This is a genomic window from Lederbergia citrisecunda, from assembly GCF_018343695.1.
Classification (GTDB): Bacteria; Bacillota; Bacilli; order Bacillales; family Bacillaceae_C; genus Lederbergia; species Lederbergia citrisecunda.
In genome coordinates this window covers 2,636,790-2,649,631 of record NZ_JAGYPJ010000001.1, presented here as the reverse complement: position 1 = coordinate 2,649,631, position 12,842 = coordinate 2,636,790, and the positions used below count along the sequence as shown (strand labels likewise).

10 protein-coding genes are annotated in these 12,842 nt (G+C 34.1%); 7 read left to right on the top strand and 3 right to left on the bottom strand.

Annotation, left to right across the window (positions count from 1 at the left end):
- The first annotated feature begins 292 nt into the window (after positions 1-292).
- Positions 293-1,309, top strand: coding sequence for a Gfo/Idh/MocA family protein (locus KHA93_RS13175; RefSeq protein ID WP_213111147.1), 1,017 nt, complete (start codon positions 293-295; stop codon positions 1,307-1,309).
- 596 nt (positions 1,310-1,905) lie between these two features.
- On the opposite strand, the gene KHA93_RS13170 is transcribed toward KHA93_RS13175, so the two are convergent.
- Positions 1,906-2,121: a hypothetical protein gene (locus tag KHA93_RS13170; RefSeq protein ID WP_213111146.1), complete on the bottom strand. Its 216-nt coding sequence runs from the start codon at positions 2,119-2,121 to the stop codon at positions 1,906-1,908.
- A gap of 132 nt (positions 2,122-2,253) precedes the next feature.
- On the opposite strand from KHA93_RS13170, the gene KHA93_RS13165 reads away from it, so the two are divergent.
- From KHA93_RS13165 to KHA93_RS13155, 4 genes are all read left to right on the top strand, one after another.
- Entirely contained in the window at positions 2,254-2,940 is a 687-nt protein-coding gene (locus tag KHA93_RS13165; RefSeq protein ID WP_213111145.1) for a nuclease-related domain-containing protein, read from the top strand.
- A gap of 532 nt (positions 2,941-3,472) precedes the next feature.
- The gene (locus tag KHA93_RS23270; protein ID WP_233711154.1) at positions 3,473-3,595 is read left to right on the top strand and encodes an AAA family ATPase; all 123 of its coding nucleotides are present in this window, start codon (positions 3,473-3,475) and stop codon (positions 3,593-3,595) included.
- Positions 3,596-4,282: 687 nt separating this feature from the next.
- Complete coding sequence (locus tag KHA93_RS13160) at positions 4,283-5,449, top strand: MFS transporter (RefSeq protein WP_213111144.1); 1,167 nt, start codon at positions 4,283-4,285, stop codon at positions 5,447-5,449.
- A gap of 522 nt (positions 5,450-5,971) precedes the next feature.
- Positions 5,972-6,934 carry a D-2-hydroxyacid dehydrogenase gene (locus tag KHA93_RS13155; protein WP_213111143.1) on the top strand — a complete coding sequence of 321 codons (963 nt, stop codon included), beginning with the start codon at positions 5,972-5,974 and terminating at the stop codon, positions 6,932-6,934.
- A gap of 274 nt (positions 6,935-7,208) precedes the next feature.
- Here KHA93_RS13155 and KHA93_RS13150 read toward each other — a convergent pair whose 3' ends face one another.
- Positions 7,209-8,081: a carbohydrate ABC transporter permease gene (locus KHA93_RS13150; protein ID WP_233711153.1), complete on the bottom strand. Its 873-nt coding sequence runs from the start codon at positions 8,079-8,081 to the stop codon at positions 7,209-7,211.
- A gap of 458 nt (positions 8,082-8,539) precedes the next feature.
- Positions 8,540-10,003: a polysaccharide deacetylase family protein gene (locus tag KHA93_RS13145; protein WP_213111142.1), complete on the bottom strand. Its 1,464-nt coding sequence runs from the start codon at positions 10,001-10,003 to the stop codon at positions 8,540-8,542.
- 1,448 nt (positions 10,004-11,451) lie between these two features.
- On the opposite strand from KHA93_RS13145, the gene sigV reads away from it, so the two are divergent.
- A complete protein-coding gene (gene sigV, locus KHA93_RS13140; RefSeq protein WP_213111141.1) occupies positions 11,452-11,949 on the top strand; it encodes an RNA polymerase sigma factor SigV in 498 nt (165 codons plus the stop codon).
- Positions 11,949-12,806 (top strand): anti-sigma-V factor RsiV, encoded by an 858-nt coding sequence (rsiV, locus tag KHA93_RS13135; protein WP_213111140.1) that lies wholly within the window; start codon positions 11,949-11,951, stop codon positions 12,804-12,806. The genes sigV and rsiV overlap by 1 nt, the downstream gene beginning before the upstream one ends.
- Positions 12,807-12,842: the final 36 nt, after the last annotated feature.

Here is a 12,842-nt window from a genome sequence, read left to right as displayed (position 1 = left end):
CATAATATTGTTTGACTATCAAATAATATAGGATATAGAAAAATCACTAAGTTACTATTAGGATAAATATGTAAAAATATACATACAATTTTAATAGGTTAGGAGGGCACATTTGTTTCGCATTCTTGTGAATTCATACAGATTTTGAATATATCGTTCTAGCTTTTTTGTGTACTTTAATGGAGTTAAGTTATAACTCCACTATCTGATAAAGCTATGAAATATTATAAATGCTCAGGTTTAAACAATGCAGAGGAAAAAACTTAGTGCTAAATCCAAAAGGAGGATTCTTGTGGAAAAATTCAAAATTGTTGTAGCTGGTTGTGGTTCAATGTCAAATACATGGTTAGATTATGCTAAGCAGCGGGAAAATGCTGAAATTGTAGGGCTAGTAGATGTTAATATTGAAGCTGCTAAAGCAATGGCTAATAGAAGGTCACTAAATATTCCACTCTATACTGATTTATCAGAAGCATTAAAAGAAACTGATGCAAATCTCTTGTTTGATGTCACAATCCCTGGTGCACACCGGCAAGTAGTAGCAACAGCTTTGGAAGCAGGATGCCATGTATTTGGTGAAAAGCCTATGGCTGAAACACTTGAAGATGCTTTAGCGGTATTACAAGTAGCAAATATTTCAGAAAAAAAATATGCAGTAATGCAAAATAGAAGATATTTGAAACAAATCCGCGCCTTTCGAGATGTAATTACAAGTGGTGTTATTGGGACTGTTGGCTCTATCCATGCAAACTTTTTCCTTGGTCCTCATTTTGGTGGGTTTCGAGATATAATGAATAATCCATTAATTCTTGACATGGCCATCCATACTTTTGACCAAGCCCGCTTTCTAATTGGCGCAAATCCTATATCTGTCTATTGTCATGAATATAATCCTCCTGGTTCCTGGTATCAAGGTAATGCCTCTGCAATTTGTATTTTTGAAATGAGTAATGGAGCTGTCTTTAGTTATAATGGTTCGTGGTGTGTAGAAGGATTGAATACATCCTGGGAATCGGAGTGGAGAGTTACCGGGAGCGAAGGAAGTGCATGCTGGGACGGAACTCAAATTCCTGTCTGTGAAATAGTAGACAGAGATCAAAAATCAGCATTTCTTAACCAAATGAAAAAAATTGAAGTCGAGAGTAAATGGGATGGGAAAGAAGGACATTGGGGCTGTCTTGATGAAATGTTTGCATCTTTGGAAGAAAATCGACCTGCAGAAACGGATTGTAATGATAATATACAAAGTATGAAAATGGTATTTGGAGCTATTGAAAGTGCAAGAACTGGTAAAAAGGTTTTGATATAGACTTTGGTGTATTGAGTTTGGGAAACGAATTTTTAATTTCTAATGAGATACAAAATCAAAATAAAACTATAAAGTTGGTAGTAATTCCTAAGGAGTTGTTTTAACAAAAAGTTAGCAATCTTGATAGAAAATATAGATATTTATTTAGAAGAGACGGGTATAAAAACAAGAGGAAAGTTGTGTATATTAAGCTAAATCTAAGTTTTTCAGACGATAATATAGATTGTTCACAACTAAAAGGCTTTTTATTTTACAAAAAAGTTTGGTTATAGTTCGTTGGAAACTGTTAATATATTTGTTTATATTCCACCTTATTATTAGTGGCCCAAAGACTTAGATAATAATGAAGCAATCGAACCGCAGACAAACTAGATTTAACTATATTACAAAGTGATATTGCTAAAAAGTAATTACATGCCTCATTTTTGTAAGCCTTAAATACTTATACACAGAAGATCACGATTAAATTACAAAATTTTATAAATATACAAATTATTATGTAAATGGTTTTGGTTATATGATATTATAATAGTTAACATCTTTTGATAAACATTGCTTATTTACAAAATACCCTCACCTTTGCGGTTAATTTTCTTTTAATAACCTGATAAGTTGTAGGGTTTTTTTATATTTTTATTGATCATATTATCTTCATCATAGGATATAAGAATGTTAGGAGAAGCAGACTGTTGCTTATCTGATAATGTCGGTTTGTATTTCCATTCATTATGTGCTGCAGATGGTCTTTTGTGTAAACATGATATTTTTGAAACAACGCTTGCATAATTGCCGTCTACGGAAGAAGTATCCATATGTGGTACGAAAAGATATATCTAAGCTGATGTAAAAAAACTACAAAGGATCCAGATCAGAAATTACGTATTTGTTTCCATGCTATGAGCATTAGTTGGGCAAACGGACAGAGAATGAGAGGAGGTATCCGATTGGAAGCGCTGATGTTAATTATTTTGATAGGATTGTTTTTTCTACTAAAAAATAAGAGGTTTCGCGATACAAACTATAAAACTACTAGTGGAAATGGTTTTTTCGAAACTTTCTTTAATAAAGGTAATTATGGAGAGTACTTGACATTTACTACGCTTCAAAGGATAGGCGGTTATCATAAACTATTGACTAATATATATTTACCGAAAAAGAATGGAACGACAACTGAAATTGATGTAATTATGATTTCCCGAACTGGTATTTACGTATTTGAATCAAAAAATTACAGTGGTTGGATTTTTGGCGACGAAAAGAATAGAAATTGGGTCCAGACACTTCGGGGTAATCATAAGAATAACTTTTTTAACCCTATTTGGCAGAATAAGGGGCATATTAATGCTTTAAAAAAGGTGATTGAAATCCACCATGATTATCTATATAAATCTTATATCATCTTCAGCAATAGATGTACTCTAAAAAAAATAACCGTTCGTTCACCAAATGTAAAAGTGATTAAACGAAACTCATTACTTGCTATAATCAAGAAAGATATCGAACTATCCTTTAATGTAATATCGATTGATGAAGTCGATCAATTGTATGCAAAACTGCAAAAATATTCAAATGTTAGTAAAGATATTAAAAAGAAACATATTGAGCGTTCGCCGAAGATAATTGGGCGATAATGGACCGGATTTTATCTAATATTCTAATAGGAACTGCAGAATACTTTTCAGGAGAAAAACAACGCGCTCAAAAATAGAAAATGAGATTATATTTATATGGAGTCCTTTCAGGGCTTTTTTTGTTGTATTAATATAGAAGAAAGTTGTCAGTAGGGGAGATTGATAACAGTTGTGGCACAGATAAAATTCTTCTCATCTAGCCATGTTGTATAATATATAAAAAGGAATTTAAAAACAAACCATTTTTATAGAATGGTTCTCCTTATTCATCGTTACTATCATTTTGCCAAGTTTTACTGGTTGGATATTTTGACAGTTAATTATGAATAATCTATAATGATTCTAGTGTCAGGCTCAGGCTTCTTAAGAGGACTGGGCTATTTTTATGAGAAGAATAAATGAGCACCGTCAACAATAAATATGTTAACCATTAGAGTGTATTATAAAGGTTCGGATAGTTCTTTTTTCAAGGAGATTGGAATGTGCGCCAGTTCCAATGTATTCAGTTATATTTATAAGGAGACAAAATCTAATGCCAAAAGTTATTTTTGTTATTGGAGTTGCAGGAACCGGAAAAACGACTGTTTCGAGGTATATTCCTGCTGTTTATCTTGATAAAGATACAGATGGCGGGAAATTAAGTGAACAATTTTAAAAATCAACAGGGAACTAACCAAGTGATAGAGATTCACAATATTATAAGGCGCATTGCCGTGACTTGGAGTATGATATGACGATGGTGTAGCAATGGAAAATGTAATTCTCGGATTAGACTCGATTTTGATTGGTCCATAGACGAAGGAAATTGAAACCAAGGAATGGCTAGACAAGAAGTTGGCAGAATTTAAGCTCTCAAGAGACGAGGTTATAGTAAAAGTAGTGTTTGTCACTTTAAGAGATACACAGTTACAAAAAGAGCGAATTATTGAACGCTGTGCCATGGACTGGGGCCAATGGAAAATTGATCATTGGGGCGATTAGGAAAAAAGCTTGGATCTTCCGGAAATAGACATTATGGTATCTGATAACTCAGGAGAATTAACGGAGGAGAAAGTAAAGCAGATCGTTTCTTTTCTTGAATAATAGTGACATAATTGCCTTACCTAGCTTGAGTAGAGTAGATGGTGACATGACACAAGTCCTTCCACGAAGGAACAGCCTTTACGCTCACTATAGCAGCGACCATTTTTTTGAACTTGATATTGATAATGCTAGCTTGATAGACGATTAAGTTTTCTAATGAAGAGCGCTCCATCACTCTATTATTTAACAGGTGAAAGCTTCGTCATCCTAGAAAATCGTTTAAAGAACGATACATTTGTGTAGAAAAGGAAGCGTACATATGAATAGACAGCCGTTATTTTGGAATTTGAAAGGATTTTTATTTTTAGTAGGAGCGATGAACACCTTTGTTGTCAGCTATTTTCCGCTTTATTTTAAGCATGTGGGATTAACCACTTCGGAAATTGGCATGTTTTTGGCGCTTGGTACATTTGTCGGTCTTTTCGGACAGCCGTTTTGGGGACTGTTAAGCGATAAATACAAAACGGTAAAAAAGATTGTAAACGTGGTGCTCTTCGGAAGTGTTCTCGGTCTTGTGTGGATTTTCCAGCTTTCCCATATTGCTTGGATTTTTGTTGCTGGTTCTTTCTTTTATCTTTTTTATAATGCTCTTTTTCCTCTATCGGAAAATTTAACGAAACGACTTGCGGACCAAAACGGAGTGTCTTTTGGCTCGATTCGTTCATGGGCGGCAGTGGGATTTGCCTTAGTTTCTCTTTTGAGCGGGTTCTTATTCGCCAAGATAGGAATTCAATACATTGCTTTTCCAATGATTTTCCTAGGGGCCATTACGTTTTTGTTAAGCTTGCGGCTGACAGATGCGAAAACAGGAACCAAAAAAATGGACTTTAAACAGATGGGTGCTTTTTTTAAAAACCCGACTTTATTGCTTTTTTTCTTACTCGTTTCGTTTATTTCCCTTACTCATCGTATGAATGACAGCTTTATTAGTTTGTATTTATTTGATATTGGCGGAGATGAGACACTCGTGGGTTGGTTATGGTTTATGGCCGTAGCGAGTGAGGCGATTATGTTTTTTACAGCGACCGTTTGGTTTCGTCCCCAAAAACCGATTCAATATATTATCCTTTCGGGATTTCTATATATGGGCCGTTGGATCGTCATTGGCTTTATTTCCAATCCGCTTCACCTGATCGTGGTCCAGGTTTTGCATGGAGTTTGTTATGCGATTTTCTTTATGGGGGCGATTGAGTATTTGTACAAACGTCTTCCGACAGAGATGCAGGCTACTGGACATATGGTTTTTATGCTCATTGTCTTTGGCGTTACGGGAATTATTGGTTCCTTGGCAGGTGGCTTTATCTTTGACGCTTATGGAGGCGCAACTTTATACTTTATCATGGCTGCTTTCACCTTTATCGGCATCGCCGGCTTAGTTTATTTTAACACTAAAAAAGATCCTGCTCCTGTATTGGTAAGTGATTGAATTAGGAGAACAGGTTTAACAATTTTATCGATGTAAAGTTGAGGTGGTGGGAGTAGTTTTCCACCACCTTTAATATTTTTACAAAATCATGCGAGAGATGAGGGTCAGACCCCAACCGATCAAAAATGTGATTGAAATCGACCATGATTTCCTATATAAATCCCATATCATCTTCAGTAATAGATGTACTCTAAAAAGTAACCGTTCGATCATCAAATGTAAAAGTGATTAAACGAAGCTTATTACTTGCATCACTTTAATTTATTATCGATTGATGAAGTCGATCAATTTTATGCAAAACTGCAAAAATATTCAAATGTGAGTAAAGATATTAAAAAGACACATATTGATCGTGTGAGACTGAAGGGTTTGTAAAGCTCCTTCTTGAATTATACGCAGTTAGTAATCAAGATTTCATAAAAAAAATGAGATGGATTTGTGTCACAGATATAATTCGCTCCATCTACCCTCGTTGTATAATATATAAAGAGGAACGTAATACATAAAGGTGGGAGAGATAAGGTGCGAAACATAGTAGTATTAGATGGTTATACATTAAATCCAGGTGATTTGGACTGGAAAGGTTTAGAAAGTTTTGGGAATGTAACAATCTATGATCGAACGAATGCAGATGAGATTATTCCGAGATCAGCCGATGCGCAGATCGTGCTGACGAATAAAACGCCAATGACGAGAGAGACCATATCAGCATTACCAAATTTGCAATATATTGGTGTACTTGCGACTGGCTATAATATTATTGATACTGAGGCTGCGAAAGAACGAGGGATTATCGTTACGAATGTGCCAACCTATAGTACGCAATCAGTGGCTCAATTAGTATTTGCTTTGCTTTTAGAACTATGCCACCATGTAGGGCGGCATAGTGATGCTGTTCATGAAGGGGAATGGACGCGGAGTATTGATTTTTCTTTTACAAAATCCCCGCTGATCGAGCTAGCTGACAAAACGATTGGTTTGATTGGATTAGGGAGAATTGGCAGGCAGACAGCGCAGATTGCCCAAGCGTTTGGGATGCGTGTATTAGCTGTTGGAAGCGGACGTCCAACTCCTCCTGAAGTGTCTGGGGTAGAATGGGTAGAACTTGAGGAATTAATGGAAAGGTCCGATGTTGTTAGCCTTCACTGTCCGTTGACACCGGCTACAGAAAAATTGATCAACGCCGAAAAAATTACTTTATTGAAGAAATCCGCGTTTTTGATTAACACATCTAGGGGACCGTTAATTGATGAACAAGCATTGGCACATGCATTGAATGAAGGACGTCTTGCAGGGGCGGCGGTAGATGTTCTGTCTACCGAACCACCAGCTGCTGACAATCCGCTTTTATCAGCAAGTAATTGTATCATTACTCCACATATTGCATGGGCGACAAAGGAAGCGCGTGAACGTTTAATGGAAATTGCGGTGAACAATGTACAAAGCTTTATTAAAGGAAATACTGTAAATATTGTTAATCAATAGGAAATAAGGCGAAATCACCCTCCTTGCTATTTTTGCAGCTAGGAGGTTTTCTGTTATTGACGAATAATCACTTCGATATCTTTAGGAGATAAACCGACATTATAAGTAATTACCACCCATCATAAATATCCCCCCAATAAAAAACCTGTATAGAATAAAATCTACACAGGTTAAAAAAATTCTATTAGTTTGTCAACAGCTCTAAAAAGGGGGATTAATGGGTAAAGTGATCATCCTCAAATAAGCGGTATTAATAAGTATGATGTAAACTCACTCACCCTTTTATAGACCCTATCATAGCACCTTTAGCAAAATGTTTTTGTAGAAAAGGATATACTATTAATATAGGAGTTGTAGCCACAATGATTGAGGCCATTCTTACCGTAAATTCAGATACACTACTTTGCATCCCCATCCCAACTCCACTTGATGACTTAACTACTTGTGCAGTGTTGCTAATGATATCTCTTAAAAATGCCTGAAGTTGCCACTTCTCCTTATCGGAGATATAAAGGATGGTCGAAAAAAAGTCATTCCAGTAGAAAACAGCTATAAATAAACCAATTGTAGCTAATACCGGTTTTGATAACGGCAATACGATCTTAAAAAATATCGTTAAATCATTAGCACCATCAATTTTTGCTGCTTCCTCAAGCGTATCAGGTATTCCTTTAAAAAAACTTCTCATTACAAAAATATTAAATGCACTTAATAAATTGGGGAGAATCAAGGCCCAAATTGTATTCATCATATTTAGCATTTTTACCAATAAATAGCTAGGCACCAATCCGCCATTAAATAGCATTGTAAATAAGATTAAGAATGAAACGAGCCCCCCGCCTCTTAAGCGCTTTTTAGAAATTGCATAGGCGGTAGTTGCAGTGAAAAATGTTCCTAGAAACGTGCCGGCAAGCGTAACAATTACTGTTGTTTTTAGACTGCTTAAAAATGATGAGTTACTTAATATTGCTTTATAGGCATCTAAGGAAAATCCGGCGGGAATAAGGAATAATCCTCCTCCTGCAGCTAATTTAGCATCACTTATCGAACCCATCATTAAATACCAAAAAGGATATAACATCAATATCAGCAGCACAATCATAAATAAATAATTAAAAAGTGAAAATAACTTTTCACCCCTAGACATATGTATCATTTTTTTCACCTCACCATAGTCCATCTTCTCCAAATTTCTTAACAATCTTATTTGCTGTCACTATAAGCACTAAGGCAATCAATGATTTAAATAATCCCGCAGCAGTAGCTAAGCTATAGTTTGCTTCTTGTATACCGATTAAAGAGATTTTTGGAGAGCCACTATCCCTTATTTTCTAAACAATTTATTCCTTAATAACACATTTAAGGCCTGTGATAGTAGTATTAATTAGAATTGTAGTGGAAATATTCTCTGTATACATCTTTGAACAAAATATTATTTTAGTATGAATTTGTATTTAGTGGATAGAAGCTATCTTTTTTAACCAATCTAATTATTCCATGACAGATCTTATTAGTAATTTAATGCATTTCTATCTTTTACATGTTTTGCTACCAATGTTTATCCAACCATAAATGAATATACTATTGAACAGTCATATTTATAAATTAAGAAACTTTTCCAAAATGTGGACCAACACCACTCTCTTTTTGCAGATTAAGAAGCTCCGATACTGTAATGAACTGGTAACCCTGATTCTTTAATGATGCTAACAGCTGCGGTAAAGCGTCCGCGGTTGATGCATGAATATCGTGCAATAATACGATTGAACCATTTGTTACATCTCGTGTTACAGTATCAATTACAGCAGAAGCGTTACGACTCTTCCAATCTAGTGAATCAACAGACCATAGTATAATGGAATAACGATTATTATTTGCATAGTTCATAACATTATCATTATATGCCCCATAAGGTGGACGAAATAGTGTAGGCTTTTTTCCAGTAGCTTTTTCGATTTTATTGCTACTTTCGTAAAATTCCTGTTTCATCGCTTCATTACTTAATTTAGTTAGGTCGGGGTGACTATTAGAATGACTAGCAATTTCATGACCAGCCTTAGCTACCTGTTCTGCAACTGTAGGATAGGATTCCACTTGGTTACCTAACATAAAAAAGGTTGCTTTTGCATCATATTGCTTTAAAACCTCTAACACTCGTGGAGTTACTTTTGGACTTGGTCCATCATCAAAAGTAAGTGCGATATATTTTCTGTTTGGGTCAAGTTCTTTTATTCCTTTTTCTATTTTCTCTTCTTCATCTTGCTCGTGTTTAGGCTCTTGCTCTTTCATTAATCTACTGTCATTTATGTATGATTCCAATTTTTCAAAAGGAATTTCCACTTTTATTACTCCTACAGTTCCAGAGGAGATTTCCTTCGCATCAAAGTAAATCGTCAAATCTTCCTTGCTTATTGTCCATTTCAAATCTTCCAATCGTTCTAATGTTTTGTTAAACATATCTTCCATAATATCAAAGTTCAAATCTTTATCTTTTTTTAATTCTTCTGTAATCAGTGTTTGAATTTCTTTTGAAGCTTCATCATTCAATTTTAGGATATCGTTTAATCGTAAGATTTTATTTTGTTTCATATCTACTGTAAATGGCTTAATGGTTTGCAGTCTATTTGCATCCCCTGTATATCGGTAAAGAGTAAATAAAAGGCTATATATTTCATCAGTAATTTTCTCTGTATCTACTTGAATATTTAAATGTGCCGCATCCCCATTCCCTAAATAATCGTCATTTTGTTTTATTTCTTCCATAAATTCTTTTTTTTGATGTTCAATCCATTTTTTGATAGGGGTATTGACTATTTCACTCTCTGTTGTTGGTAAACTGATGGACAAAGTATATTTTTTTGTTTCTTCTGTTTTTGTTTGTAATTTTAATCCTGGGAATTCACTCACATTATGATTATATACGGTTGTGATACTTGTATTTTTTAATTTTTTATTGTTTGCAATGACAGATTTTATATCAATAGATTGATAGATTGCACTTATTATTACTACGACTAATAAAATTAGAACAATCCATCCTGGCCATTTGATCCGTTTTATAAAGCTCACACAAATTCACTACCTCTCGTAAAATTCTTGGTGATATACATGAAAAAATACAAAATCTACTACATAATGTTTTAGATTTTGCACCTGTGAATTAATACAATAACTATTATTGTTAAATAAATTTCATATCTTCATTTTCATTGGGTAACTTTATTCGAACGTTATAAATCAAGACCCATGATTATGTTTGGCAACTGGAAGTAGACTTCAAGCCCATACAATCCCAAATTGGCGCAAACATATTGTTTACAGACCTCCTTTTATAGATAAAATGGTAGTTTTCCCACCTCATTAAACAAAAGATTTTAACTCCGAGGGATTCGCCTATTGCCAACAGAATATAAAAGATATGCAATGACAAATAGTGCTGCTAAAGCTTTTAATCCATCTATTCTAGAAATGTAACTCCTGAACTAACATAATAAATATCTCTAATAATCTTTAAAACTTCTTCATTAGTGTTTCACCCAGCAACGTCACAAATAATTTATTATTAAAAACAGTCTCTTTACATAGACGTGGCCACCTATCCATTTAGTTTCATGAATAAGAAAAGTTGCGAATGCCTATTCAATAGTACATTTTTTTTAAAAAGGCAAACTTTATGATTTTTTTGAACGTCTATTTGGTTAAAGAGCCAGCAATACATTTATACCTGTTACAAATTTACATTGAAGGAGTTGTTGTTTAGTCGTCGTTTAATAAGGTTGGAAGTGTTCAATATAGCCAGTATAAGCAACTACATGAGCATTTGATTTTGTTATTTCTAAGGCATGAATGAATAAGTGTTACTTAAAAACATAAACAAGAAAGTGAATGGCTTTCCATCCCTTAGTAAGGGAGATATCCAAATCTCTTGAATATGAATAAAGATTTGCCATGTTGTTCCCTTGAAGAACTTTCCAAACATACAACCATTATTTTTAAGTACTAGCTAGACTAATTCGCTAACACAGCGACCAGTGGAAGTCATTGATCTTGATTCTGCCGTGGAACAGCAAGAGTCTATTTGAGTTTCTTCAGGATTTTTTGAAAGAAACGAATAATAATAGAATCACTATGGGAATGAATCTCGTTTTCTTCTTCTATATCAATGCTTATTTGTCGATTTTTTGTTCTGCAAAAGTTGTTTAGGTTTAAATAAAAAAATAATAAAAAAACGACAAATGCCCTTTTTTCATAAATCAGGAGAAAGGGCATTTGTCGTTTTTATAGACCATAGACTAATGAAATTTGAAATAAACTATCGGTGTTTATAAAAATATATTTGTTTGGAATAAAGAAATTAGGATGAAGATCGAAAGAAAAATCTCATCAATACATGAATTTTGGTTTTTATTACATAATATCTGCTTTCATATCCTAATGAAACTTTTTAATAGTACTTCTTCGTCTATACTATGTAACAGCTATAAGATGTATTTTATTAAAAGGAGCTCTTTGAAGTAATGAAGAAAAAAGATGTGAATGAACTATTCTTTACCTGTATCCATGATCACAAAGAGGATTTTTATCGTTTAGCGTTTAGCTACGTAAAAAATAAACAAGATGCATTAGATATCGTCCAAGAATCAATAAAAAAAGCTCTTATCTCAATTGAAGCAATTAAAAATCCTAGTTCGATAAAAAGTTGGTTTTATAAAATTGTTGTTCGTACAGCCATCGATTTTCTAAGGAAACAAAAGAAACTAACACTTGTAGATGATCAAACCATTGAATATTTAAGACAAGGTAAAGAAGATGAATACAAGGATATTGATCTTCACAAAGCTTTAGATGAATTACCACTTCAGTATAAAACCGTTATTATTTTGCGCTTCTTTGAAGATATAAAAATTGAGGAAATTGCGGAAATTGTAGATGAAAACATTAATACAGTAAAAACACGGCTTTATAGAGGATTGAAGTTATTACGCATAACAATCACTGAGGAGGAATTAATATAATGGATAAGAAATTAGAAACTTTAAAAAATGAATATAAGAATACACCTATTCCTAATGAATTGGATTTCGTCGTGAAGAAAGCTCTCAAGCAAAAAAAGAAAAGACACGTGAACATGATGAGGCGTTTTATTGGGGTTGGAGCAGCCGCTATTATTATGATAACAGGGATTAATACTAGCTCCACTTTTGCAAATGCCTTATCAGAAGTGCCATTGGTTGGTTCGATCGTCAAGGTGCTAACTTTTACAGAATTTAAAGTAGATGAGGGAACTGCTAACGCTGAAATAAAAGTACCTGCAATTACCAACATGGAAAATAAAACGTTCGAAGCCAGCTTGAACAAAAAATACCTTGAAGAAAGTAAAGAACTGTACAACGATTTCAATGCAGAAATGGAAGATTTAAAGAAAAATGGCGGAGGTCATATAGGTATAGAAAGCGGTTATGATGTCAAAACCGACAATAATCAGATTCTAGCCATTGGCAGATATGTTGTAAGCACGGTTAACTCTTACTCAGAATATACTTATGATACGATTGACAAGAAAAATCAACTTTTGATTACTTTGCCAAGTTTATTTAAAGATGAAAGCTATATTAACCTGATAAGCGAAAATATTAAGGTACAGATGAAACAGCAAATGAAGGCGGATCCCAACAAGGTTTATTGGTTGGATGATGAAATGGGCTTTAAAACCATTGCCAAAGATCAAAGCTTTTATATTAACGATGAAGGCAAACTTATCATTGTATTTAATAAATATGAAGCCGCTCCAGGCGCTATGGGCGTGTTGGAATTTACCATACCTACCAACGCAATTGATGATGCATTAGTAAGTAACGAATATATCAAATAAAAGTCGAAATCGAGAGATACAGACATCCGGTAAATT

Bases quoted from the DNA above. Each gene is read 5' to 3' on its own strand.
- KHA93_RS13160 (WP_213111144.1), top strand. From the start codon at position 4,283: ATGAATAGACAGCCGTTATTTTGGAATTTGAAAGGATTTTTATTTTTA.
- KHA93_RS13150 (WP_233711153.1), bottom strand. From the start codon at position 8,081: ATGTCTAGGGGTGAAAAGTTATTTTCACTTTTTAATTATTTATTTATG.
- KHA93_RS23270 (WP_233711154.1), top strand. From the start codon at position 3,473: ATGCCAAAAGTTATTTTTGTTATTGGAGTTGCAGGAACCGGAAAAACG.
- KHA93_RS13170 (WP_213111146.1), bottom strand. From the start codon at position 2,121: ATGGATACTTCTTCCGTAGACGGCAATTATGCAAGCGTTGTTTCAAAA.
- rsiV (WP_213111140.1), top strand. From the start codon at position 11,949: ATGGATAAGAAATTAGAAACTTTAAAAAATGAATATAAGAATACACCT.
- sigV (WP_213111141.1), top strand. From the start codon at position 11,452: ATGAAGAAAAAAGATGTGAATGAACTATTCTTTACCTGTATCCATGAT.